Annotated in this window: 15 protein-coding genes; 6 read left to right on the plus strand and 9 right to left on the minus strand. The window is 71.7% G+C overall.

Annotation, left to right across the window (positions count from 1 at the left end; all coding sequences use genetic code 11):
- Positions 1 to 85: 85 nt before the first annotated feature.
- The 8 genes from fabF to JHW41_RS16690 form a co-directional block, all read right to left on the minus strand.
- Entirely contained in the window at positions 86 to 1339 is a 1254-nt protein-coding gene (fabF, locus tag JHW41_RS16655; protein WP_057946983.1) for a beta-ketoacyl-ACP synthase II, read from the minus strand.
- Positions 1340 to 1656: 317 nt separating this feature from the next.
- Positions 1657 to 1896 (minus strand): acyl carrier protein, encoded by a 240-nt coding sequence (gene acpP, locus JHW41_RS16660; RefSeq protein ID WP_031373652.1) that lies wholly within the window; start codon positions 1894 to 1896, stop codon positions 1657 to 1659.
- A gap of 130 nt (positions 1897 to 2026) precedes the next feature.
- Positions 2027 to 2773, minus strand: a complete 747-nt coding sequence (fabG, locus tag JHW41_RS16665) for a 3-oxoacyl-ACP reductase FabG (RefSeq protein WP_057946982.1) — start codon at positions 2771 to 2773, stop codon at positions 2027 to 2029.
- A gap of 159 nt (positions 2774 to 2932) precedes the next feature.
- Positions 2933 to 3874, minus strand: a complete 942-nt coding sequence (gene fabD / locus JHW41_RS16670; RefSeq protein ID WP_250443603.1) for an ACP S-malonyltransferase — start codon at positions 3872 to 3874, stop codon at positions 2933 to 2935.
- Positions 3875 to 4213: 339 nt separating this feature from the next.
- Positions 4214 to 5017, minus strand: a complete 804-nt coding sequence (locus JHW41_RS16675) for a phosphotransferase (protein WP_250443606.1) — start codon at positions 5015 to 5017, stop codon at positions 4214 to 4216.
- Between the two features lie 93 nt (positions 5018 to 5110).
- Positions 5111 to 6091, minus strand: coding sequence for a beta-ketoacyl-ACP synthase III (locus JHW41_RS16680; protein ID WP_057946980.1), 981 nt, complete (start codon positions 6089 to 6091; stop codon positions 5111 to 5113).
- A gap of 262 nt (positions 6092 to 6353) precedes the next feature.
- On the minus strand, positions 6354 to 6548 hold the full coding sequence (rpmF, locus tag JHW41_RS16685) for a 50S ribosomal protein L32 (RefSeq protein WP_057946979.1): 195 nt from the start codon (positions 6546 to 6548) through the stop codon (positions 6354 to 6356).
- 125 nt (positions 6549 to 6673) lie between these two features.
- Entirely contained in the window at positions 6674 to 7198 is a 525-nt protein-coding gene (locus JHW41_RS16690) for a YceD family protein (RefSeq protein ID WP_057946978.1), read from the minus strand.
- 139 nt (positions 7199 to 7337) lie between these two features.
- Here JHW41_RS16690 and JHW41_RS16695 point away from each other — a divergent pair, with 139 nt between their 5' ends.
- Both JHW41_RS16695 and JHW41_RS16700 read left to right on the plus strand, forming a co-directional pair.
- Positions 7338 to 7694: a hypothetical protein gene (locus JHW41_RS16695; protein WP_057946977.1), complete on the plus strand. Its 357-nt coding sequence runs from the start codon at positions 7338 to 7340 to the stop codon at positions 7692 to 7694.
- Positions 7695 to 7698: 4 nt separating this feature from the next.
- Positions 7699 to 8274 (plus strand): Maf family protein, encoded by a 576-nt coding sequence (locus JHW41_RS16700; RefSeq protein ID WP_057946976.1) that lies wholly within the window; start codon positions 7699 to 7701, stop codon positions 8272 to 8274.
- A 116-nt stretch (positions 8275 to 8390) separates the two neighbouring features.
- On the opposite strand, the gene JHW41_RS16705 is transcribed toward JHW41_RS16700, so the two are convergent.
- Positions 8391 to 10235, minus strand: coding sequence for a glycosyltransferase family 39 protein (locus JHW41_RS16705; protein ID WP_250443609.1), 1845 nt, complete (start codon positions 10233 to 10235; stop codon positions 8391 to 8393).
- 212 nt (positions 10236 to 10447) lie between these two features.
- Here JHW41_RS16705 and JHW41_RS16710 point away from each other — a divergent pair, with 212 nt between their 5' ends.
- The 4 genes from JHW41_RS16710 to JHW41_RS16725 all read left to right on the plus strand — a co-directional run bounded on the left by JHW41_RS16710 (position 10448) and on the right by JHW41_RS16725 (position 14907).
- Positions 10448 to 11416, plus strand: a complete 969-nt coding sequence (locus JHW41_RS16710; RefSeq protein WP_057946974.1) for an AAA family ATPase — start codon at positions 10448 to 10450, stop codon at positions 11414 to 11416.
- Positions 11417 to 11490: 74 nt separating this feature from the next.
- On the plus strand, positions 11491 to 12423 hold the full coding sequence (locus JHW41_RS16715) for a DUF58 domain-containing protein (protein ID WP_057950035.1): 933 nt from the start codon (positions 11491 to 11493) through the stop codon (positions 12421 to 12423).
- Positions 12416 to 14422, plus strand: a complete 2007-nt coding sequence (locus JHW41_RS16720; protein WP_250443611.1) for a transglutaminase TgpA family protein — start codon at positions 12416 to 12418, stop codon at positions 14420 to 14422. Before JHW41_RS16715 ends, JHW41_RS16720 begins: the two co-directional genes overlap by 8 nt.
- The gene (locus JHW41_RS16725) at positions 14419 to 14907 is read left to right on the plus strand and encodes a Slp family lipoprotein (protein ID WP_057946972.1); all 489 of its coding nucleotides are present in this window, start codon (positions 14419 to 14421) and stop codon (positions 14905 to 14907) included. Before JHW41_RS16720 ends, JHW41_RS16725 begins: the two co-directional genes overlap by 4 nt.
- The last annotated feature ends 127 nt before the right edge of the window (positions 14908 to 15034 follow it).

Raw genomic sequence — 15034 nt, forward strand, 5'->3', positions numbered from 1 at the left:
CGCCGCGCCAGCCGCGGCACCATCGCGCAAAGAAAAACCCGCGGAACCGAAGCTCCGCGGGTTTTCCGAACAACCGAACCCAGGGTCAGACGCGCTTGAACACCAGCGTGCCGTTGGTGCCGCCGAAGCCGAACCCGTTCGATACCGCCACGTCGATCTTCTTCTCGCGCGCCACGTTCGGCACGTAGTCCAGATCGCAGCCCTCGCCCGGCTCGTCGAGGTTGATGGTCGGCGGGATGATGCCGTGGTGCAGCGCCAGCACCGAGAAGATCGCCTCGGCGCCGCCGGCCGCGCCGAGCAGGTGCCCGGTCATCGACTTGGTCGAGCTGACCATCATCTTGTAGGCGTGATCGCCGAGCGCGCGCTTCATCGCCAGGGTCTCGGCGAGGTCGCCGAGCGGGGTGGAGGTGCCGTGCGCGTTGAGGTACTCGACCTGCTCGGGATTGATCCCGGCGTCCTTGAACGCGGCGACCATGCAGCGCGCCGGGCCCTCGCCGTTCTCGCTCGGCGCGGTCATGTGGAACGCGTCGGAACTGGCGCCGAAGCCGGCCAGCTCGCAGTAGATGCGAGCGCCGCGCGCCTTGGCGCGTTCGTACTCTTCCAGGATCAGGATGCCGGCGCCGTCGCCGAGCACGAAACCGTCGCGATCCTTGTCCCACGGCCGCGAGGCGCGGGCGGGATCGTCGTTGCGGGTCGACATCGCCTTCATCGAGCAGAAGCCGCCGACCGAGGTCGGCGAGGAGCCGCGCTCGGCGCCGCCGGCGACCATCACGTCGGCATCGCCGTACTGGATCATGCGCATCGCCACGCCGATGGAATGGTTGGAGGTGGCGCAGGCCGAGACCGCGGAGAAGTTCGGGCCCTTGGCGCCGGTGATCAGCGAGATCTGCCCCGGCAGCATGTTGATGATGGTGCTGGGCACGTAGAACGGCGAGATCTTGCGCGGGCCGCCCTCGTGGTACTTGATCGTCTGCTCCTCGATGCCGAGCAGGCCGCCGATGCCCGAACCCACCAGCGCGCCGATGCGCTCGGCGTTGGAGTCGTCGACGACGATGCCGGCGTCCTGCAACGCCATCAGCGAGGCGGCGACGCCGTAATGGATGAACTCGTCCATCTTCTTCGCGTCCTTCGTGCTCACCCCGTAGCGGGTGATGTCGAAGTCGCGCACTTCGCCGGCGATGCGGGTGGTGAACGCGGCGGGATCGAAATGGGTGATCGGACCGATGCCGCAGCGGCCGTTGACGATGCCGTCCCAGCTGCTGGCGACGTCGTTGCCGAGCGGAGAGACGAGGCCGAGGCCGGTGACGACCACGCGGCGGTTGAAGGAACGGTTGGACATTCAGCCTTACCTCTTGGGAGCAATCTTGTTTGGAACGGATCGGTCTGGTTCGGAGCGGGTCGGTCTTGCCGGCGCCAGGTCGAGCGCGATCCGGGCCGATCGGCCCGCCGCGGCCCGGCCGCGCGGCCCGCGCGACGCGGCGACCGTACGCCGCCCGACGCTACGCCGGCGTATCGACCGGCCGGAAAAGCACGGGGCCGCAATGCGGCCCCGGTTGGTTGCTTGTCGATCCATTGCGATGGTCGTGCGATGGTCGCCGCAACGCATGCCGTCGGACGCCGCGCGCGAAAGCTCGTGCGCGGGCCCGTCGCGGCGGATTACGACTTGACGTGCGCCTTGACGTAATCGATCGCCTGCTGCACCGAGGTGATCTTCTCGGCCTCTTCGTCCGGGATCTCGCACTCGAACTCTTCCTCGAGCGCCATCACCAGCTCGACCGTGTCGAGCGAATCCGCGCCGAGGTCGTCGACGAACGAAGCGTTGTTGGTGACCTCTTCTTCCTTGACGCCCAGCTGTTCGACCACGATCTTCTTGACGCGTTCTTCGATGCTGCTCATGGATGCTGCTCCTCCCGTGAGGGGTTTTTCGATGGGATAGTCTAATGGAATCGGGATGTTTCGCGAGACCGGCGCCCGGCATCGGCGAAACCCCTTTGGGTTCAATCGCTTACTAGCCTACGTCAAGGCCTTACGGCATGTACATGCCGCCGTTGACGTGCAGCGTTTCGCCGGTGATGTAGCCGGCCCCGGGGCCGGCCAGGAACGCCACCGCGCGGGCGATGTCGGCCGGTTCGCCGAAGCGGCCCAGCGCGATCTGGTCGAACATGGCCGTCTTCGCGTCCTGCGGCAGGTCGCGGGTCATGTCGGTGTCGATGAATCCGGGCGCGACGACGTTCACGGTCACCCCGCGGCTGCCGATCTCGCGCGCCAGCGATTTGCTGAAGGCGATCACGCCGGCCTTGGCGGCGGCGTAGTTGGCCTGGCCCGGGTTGCCGGTCACGCCGACCACCGAGGCGATGTTGATGATCCGGCCCTTGCGCGCCTTCATCATCGAGCGCATCACCGCCTTGCTGGTGCGGTAGACGCTGCTGAGATTGGTGTCGAGGATCGCCTGCCAGTCCTCGTCCTTCATCCGCATGAGCAGGTTGTCGCGGGTGATGCCGGCGTTGTTGACCAGGATCGAGATCGCGCCGATCTCCTTGGCCACCGCGTCGAGCAGGGACTCGACCGAGGCCGGATCGGCCACGTTCAGGACCCGGCCGTGGCCGCCGTGCGCGGCCAGGCGCTCGCCGATGGCGGCCGCGCCGGATTCGCTGGTGGCGGTGCCGATCACGGTCGCGCCCTGCGCGGCCAGTTCGTCGGCGATCGCCGCGCCGATGCCGCGGCTGGCGCCGGTGACCAGCGCGATTTCGCCCGAAAGCGGGGTCGTGCTCATTTTCTCACTCCGTAGTGCTGGCTCGTGGTTGCGCCGCTGCTGGTAACCGCCGCGTCCTGCGATCCCGCCCGCCGGGCGCGCGGCCCGGGCGCGGCCAGCCTACAGGCTGGCGTCGCGATTGAGTAGCGCGCGCGGCGCGAAAGGTGCGGCCGTGCGGGCTCAGCGCCACTCGGCCAGGGCGGTCTCGAACTCCGCCGGTGTGCCGATGGCGCGGCCGTCGATGGACTTGTCAATGCGCTTGACCAGCCCGGTCAGGACCTTGCCCGGCCCGCACTCGGCGGTGCGCTGGACGCCGGCGGCGGCCAGCGCCTGGACGCAGCCGGTCCACTGCACCGGCAGGTACAGCTGGCGGACCAGGGCGTCGCGGATCGCCTCGACGCTGGCATGGACCTGGGCGTCGACGTTCTGCACCACCGGCAGGCCCGGCAGGCGCCACTCCAGCCCGGCCATGGCCTCGGCCAGGCGGTTGGCGGCTTCGCGCATCAGCGGGGTGTGCGAGGGCACGCTGACGGCCAGCTTGACCGCCTTGCGCACGCCGGATTCGGCCAGCCGGGTCAGGGCCTTGTCGACCGCGCCGGCGTGGCCGCCGATCACGATCTGGCCCGGCGAGTTGTAGTTGGCCGGGACCACCACCTCGCTGCCGGACACGGCCTGGCAGATCTCCTCGACCAGGGCGTCCTCGGCGCCGAGCACGGCGGCCATGGCGCCCACCCCGGCCGGGGCGGCTTCCTGCATCAGCTGGCCGCGCAGGCGCACCAGGTGCGCGCCGTCGCGCAGCGACAGCGCGCCGGCGGCGACCAGCGCGGTGTATTCGCCGAGGCTGTGCCCGGCCAGCAGCGCCGGCTGCGCGCCGCCGCGGGCCTGCCACAGCCGCCACACCGCCACGCCGGCCGCGAGCAACGCCGGCTGGGTGTATTCGGTGCGGTTGAGCATTTCTTCCGGGCCGCCCTGGCTCAGCGCCCACAGGTCGACGCCGGCGCCGTCGCTGGCCTCGGCGAAGGATTCGCGCACGCCCGCGTGCAGTTCCGACAGCTCGGCCAGCATGCCCAGCGATTGCGAGCCCTGACCGGGGAAGACGAAAGAAAGTCGCTGGTCGCTCACGCGCACTGCCGTATCGATAGGGAGCGCGCATGATACGGGCGAACCGCGGCGAACGTCTGTACCCGGCGGTACGGGGTCACAGCGCGTCGCAAAGTGACGCGAGCGGTTGTGCGCGATCGGCGGTTTCGACGCGCGGATCGCCGACCTCGACGCAGATGGTCCGACTTCAGGAGCTGCGCAAGCTGCGACCGCGAATCCGCAATTACGACGCAAGCGAGGTTTCGCGGTCGCAGCTCGCGCAGCTCCTACAGTCGGGCCTTCAGCGGCGCGGCGATCGGCTGGATGCAGAAGGCCGCGGGTCGCCCCGCGGCCTTCGGTGCGCCGCCAGCAGCGCCGAGATCAGTCGATGAACTCGGCCATCTGCCGGATCGAATCGAAATCGCGGTCCGGGGCGAAGTCCACGCCCAGGCCGATCAGCACCGCGCACAGCGCCCACACCCAGGCCGCGCGACGCAGCGCCTGCACCGCGCCGCCGAGGCCGCGCGCGCGCCGGCCGAGCCAGCGGGTCAGCGACTGCACGAAGCCGAGCCGGTCGGCGGCGTCGCCGAGGCCGCGGCGCACTTCCTCGGCGCCGCCGCGCAACGACTCGGCGATGATCGCGCTGAGCTCGCGGTCGGGATCGCGGAAGTAACGCGAGGTGCCGGCGGCGAAGATCAGCCAGTCGCGGATCTGCGCCTGCTGCACGCTCATGACCTCGGCCGGGTCTTCCTCGAAATCGATGAAGCCGATGCGGCCGTGCTCGTCGACGGTGAGGTTGCGCGCCAGCGGCTGGCCGATGTAGCCGCCGCGCGCGTGCACCTGGGCCAGCGCGCGCGCGGCTTCGGTGACCAGGCGGTAGGCCTCTGGCGGCGAAGACCGGCGCAGGCGCGCCGACAGCGTCTCGCCGATGTCGCTCAGCAACAGGTAGGTGTCGCCTTCGCCGAGGATGCTGGGCACGCGCACGTCGACCGCGGCCAGTTCCTGCAGGCGGCGCTGCTCGGTCTGGCGCGCGTCGGCGCCGACCCGGTGCGGCGGCGGCCGCAGCGACGGCACGCCGAGCCGGCGCGCGGTCAGTTCCAGCGCGCGCAAGCGCAGGCGGCGGCTGCCGCCGCCATAGGATTTGAGCCAGGCCGTGCGGCCTTGCAGGTTCAGACGGGTCACCATGACGCGAGTCCTTGTGCGTGGCGCCGCGCGCGGGCGCTCCGGCCCGTGGACGGGACGCCGCTCCACGCAGGAGCGGACGCCCCTGTTAACGCATTAGTAACGCAGCAGCGCCGAACCCCAAGTGAAACCGCCGCCGAAGGCCTCAAGCAGCAAAAGCTGGCCGCGCTGGACCTTGCCCGAGCGCACCGCTTCGTCGAGCGCCAGCGGCACCGAACCCGAGGAGGTGTTGCCGTGCTTGTCGACGGTGACGATCACCCGCTCCATCGGCATGTCCAGGCGCTTGGCCGTGGCCTCGATGATGCGCAGGTTGGCCTGGTGCGGAATCAGCCAGTCGATCTCGTGGCGGTCCAGGCCGTTGGCTTCCAGGGTCTCCTCGACCACCGAATCCAGCGCCTTGACCGCGTGCTTGAACACTTCGTTGCCGGTCATCAGCACGCGCACGCCGGCGTTGTGCTCTTCCGGCTTGAACCCGGCCGAGACGCCGACCGGATTCCACAGCAGCTCCTTCTTGCCGCCGTCGGCGTGCAGATGGGTGCTGAGGATGCCGGTCTCGCTATCGGCCTTGAGCACGACCGCGCCGGCGCCGTCGCCGAACAGCACGCAGGTCGAGCGATCGGTCCAGTCGAGCATGCGGGTCAGGGTTTCGGCGCCGACCACGAGCACGGTCTTGGCCGCGCCGGACCGGATGAACTTGTCGGCCACGGTCAGCGCGTAGACGAAGCCCGAGCAGGCCGCGTTGACGTCGAACGCCGGGCAGCCGTTGGCGCCGAGGCGGTGCTGCAGCAAGCAGGCGCTCGACGGGAAGATCAGGTCCGGGGTGGTGGTGCCCAGGATGATCAGATCGATCTCCTCGGGCGTCGTGCCGGCGGCTTCGAGCGCGCGCAGCGAGGCCTGGTAGGCCAGGTCGACGGTGGTCTCGCCTTCGGCGGCGACGTGGCGCTGGCGGATGCCGGTACGGGTCCGGATCCATTCGTCGCTGGTCTCGACGCGCTTGGCGAGCTCGTCGTTGGTCACCACCTGGGCCGGCAGGTAGCTGCCGGTGCCCGCAATCCGGGCGTAAATCCGATCTGTCATCACCGCTCCGCGGAGTTGCCGGGGCGGCCTGCGCGGGGACGAAGGCGCGAACGCGCGCGCACCCGCAGGCCACCGGAAAACAGGACCGCCAGCGCAAAGCTGGCGGAAGACGAAACCGCGGAAGCCGCAGGTCTGTGGTCGCGCGGGACCGCCGCGGGGGCGGCCCGACCGGTGCCGGCGCGATGCCCTCGGGCATCCTCCGCCGGCCCAGATCGCGGCGACGCGCGCCAACTCCAGCGCGCGCCGCGGCGGACCGGGAGGATTACTCCTCGTCGGCGACGCGCGACTTGGTGTCGATCACCTTCTTGCCGCGGTAGTAGCCGTCGGCGGTGACGTGGTGGCGGATGTGGGTCTCGCCGGTGGTCGGGTCGGTGGCCAGCTGCTTGCTGGACAGCGCATCGTGCGCACGGCGCTGGCCGCGACGGGACGGGGTGACGCGGGACTTCTGAACGGCCATGGTCTTGCTCCGGAAAAGCGGTGGAAACCTGAGGTGGATAGCGTAAGCCCGATTAGCAGGACTCGCTCGATGCCTGCAGGTCGGATGTGGAACTGGATATTTTGCAACAACCCAACGGGTTTGGGTCAGTTGTTCTTCTTCAGCGACGACAGCGCGGCGAACGGGTTGGCGGCGTCCAGCTCGACCTGGGTGGCCGAGAAGTCGCGCTCGACCGCCTCGCTGTCCGGCGCCACCGGGACCACGGGCACGGCCAGGATCAATTCGTCCTCGACCATCTCCGCGGGCCGCAGCATGCCGTCTTCGGGCATCAGCAGCGGCTCGTAACCGGGCGGCAACGCGGCTTCGTCGGCCTCGTCGCGGATCAGGCCGAGGCGCTGCTCGATCCGGACCGGCATCACGAACCGCTCCAGCGAACGCTGGCACAGCAGCGGCAGTCCGGCTTCGATCTTCAGCTCGGCGTAGGGCACCCGCAGCTCGTCGGTGTCGAAGTCCAGCGAGAACCGGACTTCGCCGTCGACGTCGTACAGCAGGCCCTGCAGGCGCGTCAGCGCCGACAACGGCAGACGGCCTTCCACACCGCGCCGTGCCGCCACCAGGCGCCAGGCATCCAGAACTTCGGGCACCCGCCCAGGTGGCACTTCGGCTGACATAAGCCGCGAAATGGTAGAGATGGCGCGGGCCTGTGTCAAACCGGTGACGCAGCGCAAGTCCCGGGCCGGCCAGGGATTTGCCCCTGGCCGGCCCGGACGTGCAGACTGCCCGGCCTCGATCCATGCCACGGGCCTGACCTTGGCCATCGCCCTGTTAATCTTCCTGACCACAGCGGCCGCGGCGATCCTGGCCGCCGCCCTGCTGTACCGGCCGCTGCAGCGCCAGCGCGCGGTGCGCGAGGTTCTCGACGCCGCCGACGCCCTGGAAGAGCGCCTGCGCACCGCCCGCGCCGAGATCGAGGCGGTGGCCGGCGACGAAGGCCGCGACCCGGTCGGCGAGGCCATGCGCGAGATGCTGCGCCAGCGCCTGTGGCTGCGCGACCACGGCCGCCAGGCCAGCCTGAACCAGCTCGGCGAGGTCCGCGCTTCGATCGACGCCGCGCGCGGACGGATCGAACAGCAATTGGTGCAGATCGAACAGGCCCGGCTGAACTGAGCCCATGACCCCGCTGATCCTCGCCTCCACCTCCGTCTACCGCCGCGAACTGCTCGCCCGCCTGCGCCTGGACTTCGACGTCGCCCGCCCCGAGACCGACGAAACCCCGCAACCCGGCGAGGCGCCGGCGGCGCTGGCCTGGCGTCTGGCCGAAGCCAAGGCCGCCGCGGTCGCCGCGCAGCGCCCCGGGGCGTGGGTGATCGGCTCCGACCAGGTCGCCGAATTCGACGGCCGGCCGATCGGCAAGCCCGGCGGACGCGACCAGGCGATCGCGCAACTGAGCGCGATGTCCGGGCGCGAGGTGCGCTTCTGCACCGGCGTATGCGTGCTGCGCGACGGCGAGGCCGGCTTGAGCGAACTCGATGTCACCGTGGTGCGCTTCCGCGAACTGGCGTTGGCCGAGATCGAGCGCTACGTCGATGCCGAGCGCCCCTTCGACTGCGCCGGCAGCTTCAAGTCCGAAGGCCTCGGCATCGCCTTGTTCGAGGCGATCGAGTCGCGCGACCCGACCGCGCTGGTCGGACTGCCGCTGATCGCGACCGCGCGGCTGCTGCGGCGCGCGGGGTATGCCCTGCCCTGAGCGATCCGCCGCGCCGCGCCGGGCGCGCGGCAGCGGACGACGCGCGGCAGCGAGGATCGAGCGGCGCCATCGCGCCGGACGCTGCGTGAGAGCGCCCTGCCCCGCGCCGCGCCGGCTCAGGGCCGGCGCAGATCGATCGGTTGCTCGGCCCAATCCTCGACGCTGCCGTCGCGCCCGTGCAGGCGCAGGCCCAGCCAGTGGCGGCCGGGCGGCTCGGCATCGAGCTGCACGGTGGCTTCGAAGCCGACCTGCGGATGCTGCGGATCGCTGGAACGGCGGCCGTCGCGCAGCGTCCAGTACTCGCGCACGCCGATGCGCTCGCGGCCGTAATGGGCCTGCGCCACCACCCGCCCGTCGAGCATGACCTCGACCTTGTCCAGCCCGACCCCGTCCTTGAACGCCCAGCCGGTGACCGCGAACGCGCCCGGTCCGACCCGTGCGCCGGCCGCGGGCTGGTCGATCCAGGCCATCGCCGGCGTCGTGCAGTCGCCGCTGCGCGGCGCGCCATCGAACGCGAACAGGACGAAGCGCTGGCGGCCGTGATCGACGTTGAGCACCCGCGGCGGCGGCAGCGGGCCGACCATCGCGCACAGGTCGTGATAGCGCTGCAGCAGATTCTTGTAGGCGACCTCGGTGGCGCCGACCACCAGCAGCGCCGGGCCCTCGCCCCAGTCGGCGCGGCCGTCGCGGTGCAGTCCCCACAAGCGCAGTTGCGGCGCGCGGCCGTGCTTGTGGTTGATCGGATGATCGAGCACGGCGATGCGCGGATCGTCGAGGGCGAAGCCGAGTTCGGCGCCGACCTTGAAATTGTCGGCGACCAGGCGCGTGCCCGGCGGCATCGTCGCGAGTTTCGCCCGCACCGCGCGCGCCAGCTCGTCCCAGCCGGCGAAGTTGGCCGGGTACCACTTCTCGCCGGCGCTGCGCGCGCGCAACTCCGGCCGCGACACCGCGACGTAATAGCCCAGCATCGCCAGCAGCGCCGCGCCGGCCAGGCCCGCGCACAACCCGCGCGCCCATTCCGGCCAGCGCGCCAGCACCAGCGGCAGCAACGGCAGCAACGCCATGAAGCCCGGCAGCGGCCAGTGGAAGCTGACCCGCTCGGTGTCGGCGAAAAAGCCGAGCACGAAGAAGCCGAGCACGATCAGGCTGCCGAGCAAGGCGAAGTAGCGCGTCGCCGGCGAGGGATCGCGCGCACCGCGCCAACCGGCCGCGAGCAGCGCGGCGAACAGGAACGGGGTGACCAGCAAGGCCTGGATCGCGACGAACCACAGACCGTCGGTGTGGAACGCCCACGGATGCCGGTCGACCAACTGGAAACGCAGGCCGGCATCGGCGTTGTCGAGGTTCCAGGCCACCAGCGGCGCCCAGGCCGAGGCGCCGATCGCCACCGCGGTCAGCACGCGCACGTCGCGCAGCGCGCGGCGGCCTTCGGGCAGCAGCATCAGCACCAGGAAGCCGACGCCGATCACCGCGATGAAGCGGTAGTGGCTGAGCGCGCCCAACGCCAGACCCGCGGCGAGTTCGACCGCGCTGCGCGCATCGACCTGGCGCAGCAGGCGCGCGCCCGCGTCCAGGCACAGCAGCGTCGCCAGCGCCATCATCGCATCGGGCAAGGCGAGCAAGCCGAGCGTGCCCGACAGCGGCAACAGCAAGGCATAGCTGCCGGCGATCCAGCCGTTGCGCGCGCCGAACTCGCGCGCGGTCACCCGCGCCAGCAGCCAGGGCACCAACGCGGCGATGGCCAGGAACGGCGCGCGCAGCGCCAGCGGGCGGGTGCCGCCCAACTCCACGCCCAGCCGCGCCAGCCACGCGGTCAGTCCGGGCAGGTCGGAATAGGCCGCGGCGGGATGGCGGCCTTCCTGCCAATAGAACGCTTCGTCGACGAACAGCGGCAGCTTGGCGGCGACGGCGAGCTTGAGCAGCAACACCAGCGTCCACAGCGCCCAGAACACATTGCGCATCGCGCTGGCTTCGTCCCTGTCCCGCATCGGCACCCGACCTCGCTACACTCTCGAATGTTTGGGGATCGTCCGCGCCGGCGAGAACGCGGTCGCGCCGCGATTTGTTGACGCGCATCGCATAAGCGCGTGCGCGCCGCGTCGCCGACCCTCACGAACCTGACAAAAACGACATCTTCGACTTCACCCGTCTTTACCACACCACGGCAGGCCCGATGAGCGCAGGCAAGATCACCGCAAGCAGCGCGACGCACGACGCGGCCATCCTAACCGATGGCCTGCGCAGCGCCCTCGAACAAGCGCAGGCGCAGGTCAACGCGCTAGTGCTCGGCAAGGCGCAGGCGGTGCGCCTGGCCTTCGTCGCGCTGCTGTCCGACGGGCACCTGCTGATCGAGGACCTGCCCGGCCTCGGCAAGACCACGCTCGCGCATGCGCTGGCGGCGACGCTGGGCCTGGAGTTCCAGCGCGTGCAGTTCACTTCCGACCTGTTGCCGGCCGACGTGGTCGGCGTGTCGGTGTTCGATCCGACCTCGCGCCAGTTCCAGTTCCATCCCGGCCCGGTGTTCGCCCAGGTGCTGCTCGCCGACGAGATCAACCGCGCGCCGCCGCGCACGCAAAGCGCGCTGCTGGAAGCGATGGCCGAGCACCAGGTGACCGTGGACGGGCGCAGCCACCGGCTGCCGGATCCGTTCTTCGTCATCGCCACCCAGAACCCGGTCGACCTGTCGGGCACCTACCCGCTGCCCGATTCGCAGCTCGACCGCTTCCTGCTGCGCCTGCAACTGGGCTATCCCGACGAAGCCGCCGAGCGCGACCTGCTCGCCGGCGCCGACCGCCGCCACCTGATCGCGCAAGCGCGCGCGCTGCTGAGCGCGCCGGACGTGCAGGCGATCCGCAGCGCGGTCGACGCGGTCCACGCCAGCGAGGCGCTGATCGGCTACGTGCAGGCGCTGCTGGCGCGCAGCCGCAAGCACCCGGGCGTGCGCGTGGGCCTGTCGCCGCGCGCCGGCCTGGCGCTGCTGCGCGCCGCGCGCGCCTACGCGCTGCTGCTCGGCCGCGGCCACGTGGTGCCCGAGGACGTGCAGGCGCTGTTCGCCGCGGTCGCCACCCATCGCCTGGTCGCCGAGGCCGACGCCGCCGCCGACCTGGCCAAGTCGATCCTCTACGCGGTGGCCGTGGATTGAGCGCGGCCCCGGCCCGCGCCGACGCCGCGCCCGCCCCCGCCGCGCGCAGCCTATGGCGGCGCGGGCGCGCGCGCATGCACGCCTGGACCCGGCCGCGCCTGCCCGAGGCGCTGCCGGTCCAGTTCGACCGCCGCCGCATCTACGTGCTGCCGACCGGCTTCGGCGCGTTCTACGGCGCGCTGCTGACGGCGATGATCCTGGGCGCGCTGAACTACAACAACAACCCGGCCTTCCTGCTGGCGCTGCTGCTCGGCGGCGCCGGGCTGGCCAGCCTGATCGCGGCGCAGTTGCAACTGGCCGGGCTGCGCATCGTCGCGGTCGACGCCGAGCCGGTGCCGGCCGGCAGCGCGATGCGCGTGCGGGTGCACGCGCGCGCCGCGCCGGACCGGCCGCGCCAGGGGTTGCAGGTCGACGACGGGCTCGCCGGCGAACTCGAACCGGCGCGGCTGGACCTGGAACAAGGCGCCGGCGAAGCCGAGCTGCGCATCGCCACCCACCGCCGCGGCTGGTTCGACCTGCCCAAGTTGCGCGTGTCTACCACCCGTCCGCTCGGGCTGGCACGGGCCTGGTCGCACGTGTGGCCGGAAGCGCCGCTGCTGGTGTATCCGGCGCCGGAAGCGCACGGGCCGCCGCTGCCGGTCGGCGGCGGCGATCCGACCGTGACCCGGCTGCATCCCAGCGGCGACGACGTCCACCATTTGCGCAACTATCGCCCCGGCGACGCGCGCCGGGCGATCGCCTGGAAGCATTCGGCGCGGCGCGACACGCTGCTGGTGCGCGAGTACGAGCAACCGCTCGGCGCCGACGTCGAACTCGACTGGCACCGCCTGCACGGCCTGCCGCAGGAAACCCGGATCTCGCGCCTGGCGCGCTGGGTCGACGAGGCCGAGCGCGACGGCTGCCGCTATCGCCTGACCCTGCCCGGCCACAACCCGCTCGGCCCCGGCAACGGCGCCGCCCATCGCCACGCCTGCCTGCGCGCGCTGGCGCTGATGCCGCATGGCTGAGGCCCTGCCCGCCGCGGCGCTGGAACCCGGCGCGCGCCGCTGGGCGCTGCTGGCCGGCGCCAGCTGCCTGCTGCCGCTGCTGCTGCAGTTGCCGGCGAAGATCGCCGCGGTCGTCGCCGCGACCGGCCTGGTCGTCGGCGCGCTGTCGTGGCGGCGGCCGCTGCCGGCACTGGTGCGGCTGGTGCTGGTGATCGCCTTGGTCGGCACGGTGCTGGTGCTGGCGCGCTTCGCCGTCGGCCGCGATACCGGCTGCGCGCTGCTGGCGGCGATGTTCGCGCTGAAACCCTCGGAGACCTACACCCTGCGCGATGCGCGCAGCCTGATCGGCTTCGCCCTGTTCGGCCCGTTCGCGACCTTCCTGCTCGACCAGGGCCCGCTGTCGCTGACCCTGGGCCTGGCGGCCTCGACGTTCGCCCTGGTCACCCTGCAGCGGCTGGCCCAGCTCGATGCGCTGGCGCTGCCCGGCCAGCCGCCCGAGCCGGCCGCGCCGGTGCGCCAGCAACTGTGGTCGATCGCGCGCCTGATCGGCATCGGCCTGCCGCTGGCGCTGGCGGTGTTCTGGCTGTTCCCGCGCCTGGCCGCGCCGCTGTGGGGCGTGCCCGACCGCGCCCTCGCCCGCCCCGGCCTGTCCGACCGGATGTCGCCGGGCGAGCTGATCGAGCTGATGAACGACGAGACGGTGACCCTGCGCGCGCGCTTCCATGGCGCCGCGCCGCCGACCTCGCAGATGTACTGGCGCGGGCCGGTGCTGTGGGACTTCGACGGCCGCACCTGGACCCAGCCGCGCTGGTTCCGCGGCCTGCCGGCGGCGCCGTTCCAGGCCTCGGCCACGGTCTGGGACTACGACCTGGAAGTCGAGGCGACCGACAACCGCCAGTTCGTCGCCCTCGACCTGCCGCTGGCCGCGCCGGCGCGCTCGCAGCTGAGTTACGACTACGGCCTGTACGCGGAGCGCTCGCTGACCTCGCTCAGCCGCTGGCGCCTGCGCTCCTCGCCGCCGCGCGCGTTCGAGCCGGAGCTGCGGCCGCTGCTGCGCCGCGCCGCGCTGGAACTGCCGGCCGGCTACAACCCGCGCACCCTGGCGCTGGCCGCGCAGTGGCGGCGCGAGGCCGGCGCCGACGATGCCGCCGTGGTCGAGCGGGCGATGCGCATGTTCCACCGCGAGTTCGCCTACACCCTGGAAACGCCGCTGCTGGGCCGGCACTCGGTGGACGAGTTCCTGTTCGAGCAGAAGGCCGGTTTCTGCGAGCACTTCAGCTCCTCGTTCGTGGTGCTGATGCGCGCGGCGGGGGTTCCGGCGCGGGTGGTCACCGGCTACGCCGGCGGCTACTACAACCCGGTCGGCGGCTATTGGCTGGTGCGCCGCTCCGACGCCCACGCCTGGGCCGAGGTGTGGCTGCGCGGGCGCGGCTGGGTGCGCATGGACCCGACCGCCGCGATCGCGCCCGAACGCATCTACGACACCCTCGCCGACCGCACCCCGGGCGCCGGCGGCCTGTTCGGCGGCATCGGCGCGTCCACGCCCTTGTTCAACGTCGGCGACTGGCTGCGCCGCGGCTGGAACGATTTCGTGCTCGGCTTCGACGCCAGCCGGCAGGAGCGGCTGCTGCGCCCGTTCGGCGTGGACCGGCTCGACGGCCCGCGCCTGCTCGCGCTGTTCGTGCTGTTCGCCAGCCTCGCCGGCGCCTGGATGATCTGGCTCAGCAGCCGCGGCGAACGCGAGCGCGACCCGGTGCTGCGCGCCTGGCATGCGCTGGGCCGCCGCTACCGCCGGCTGGGCCTGGAACGCGAGCCGCACGAGCCGGCCCTGGCCTGGGCTGAACGCGTCGCCAAGGCGCGGCCGGATCTGGCCGCGCCGCTGCGCCGGCTCAGCCAAAGTTTCAACGATTGGCGGTACGCTGACAGCCAACCCGGGCGGCGCGAAGCCCGAGCACTGCGCAACGAACTGGTCCGGACGCTACGCGCGCACCGCCCGACCCGCACTGGAGAACCTCGATGAACCGCCTCCGTCTTGCCTTGTTAGCCGCCGGCGCCGCGCTGCTCAGCGCCTGCGCCACCGCGCCCCAGCCGCTGCAGGGGGCGTTCACCGCGATCACTCCGTCCGACGCGGCTGCCCGCGACGCCACCGGTTCGGTGGTGCGCTGGGGCGGACGCATCGTCGGCGTCGAGCCGCAGGCCAACCGCACCTGTTTCGAGATGATCTCGACCCGGCTCGGCGACACCGGCCGTCCGTACTGGGCGACCGACGACACCGGCGGCCGCTTCCTGGCCTGCCGCACCGGGTTCTACGATCCGGCGCTGTTCGAGAAGAACCGCGAGGTGACCTTCACCGGCCGCATCGACGGCTTCGAATCGCGCCGCATCGGCGAGTACGACTATCGCCTGCCCAAGCTCGATGCCGACGTGGTGTACCTGTGGCCGCTGCGCCAGCAGGTCGACGTGATCGAACGTCCGTCGCCGTGGCCGTGGTGGGGCTGGTGGTAAGTCCCGCGCGCGGCTGAGGCCGCGCCCGTTGGATGCGACGAAGGCGCCCCTGGGGCGCCTTCGTTCGTTGTGCGGCGGCGGTCGCGCGCAGCAGGCGACGCGGCCCGCGTCGCCGACGCTCCGCCGC

Origin of the sequence: Lysobacter enzymogenes (genome assembly GCF_023617245.1) — a bacterium.
Classification (GTDB): Bacteria; Pseudomonadota; Gammaproteobacteria; order Xanthomonadales; family Xanthomonadaceae; genus Lysobacter; species Lysobacter yananisis.

Coding starts and splice junctions, on each gene's coding strand:
- fabF (WP_057946983.1), bottom strand. CDS start 1,339: ATGTCCAACCGTTCCTTCAACCGCCGCGTGGTCGTCACCGGCCTCGGC.
- acpP (WP_031373652.1), bottom strand. CDS start 1,896: ATGAGCAGCATCGAAGAACGCGTCAAGAAGATCGTGGTCGAACAGCTG.
- fabG (WP_057946982.1), bottom strand. CDS start 2,773: ATGAGCACGACCCCGCTTTCGGGCGAAATCGCGCTGGTCACCGGCGCC.
- JHW41_RS16675 (WP_250443606.1), bottom strand. CDS start 5,017: ATGGTGACCCGTCTGAACCTGCAAGGCCGCACGGCCTGGCTCAAATCC.
- JHW41_RS16680 (WP_057946980.1), bottom strand. CDS start 6,091: ATGACAGATCGGATTTACGCCCGGATTGCGGGCACCGGCAGCTACCTG.
- rpmF (WP_057946979.1), bottom strand. CDS start 6,548: ATGGCCGTTCAGAAGTCCCGCGTCACCCCGTCCCGTCGCGGCCAGCGC.
- JHW41_RS16690 (WP_057946978.1), bottom strand. CDS start 7,198: ATGTCAGCCGAAGTGCCACCTGGGCGGGTGCCCGAAGTTCTGGATGCC.
- JHW41_RS16700 (WP_057946976.1), top strand. CDS start 7,699: ATGACCCCGCTGATCCTCGCCTCCACCTCCGTCTACCGCCGCGAACTG.
- JHW41_RS16705 (WP_250443609.1), bottom strand. CDS start 10,235: ATGCGCAATGTGTTCTGGGCGCTGTGGACGCTGGTGTTGCTGCTCAAG.
- JHW41_RS16710 (WP_057946974.1), top strand. CDS start 10,448: ATGAGCGCAGGCAAGATCACCGCAAGCAGCGCGACGCACGACGCGGCC.
- JHW41_RS16715 (WP_057950035.1), top strand. CDS start 11,491: ATGCACGCCTGGACCCGGCCGCGCCTGCCCGAGGCGCTGCCGGTCCAG.
- JHW41_RS16720 (WP_250443611.1), top strand. CDS start 12,416: ATGGCTGAGGCCCTGCCCGCCGCGGCGCTGGAACCCGGCGCGCGCCGC.
- JHW41_RS16725 (WP_057946972.1), top strand. CDS start 14,419: ATGAACCGCCTCCGTCTTGCCTTGTTAGCCGCCGGCGCCGCGCTGCTC.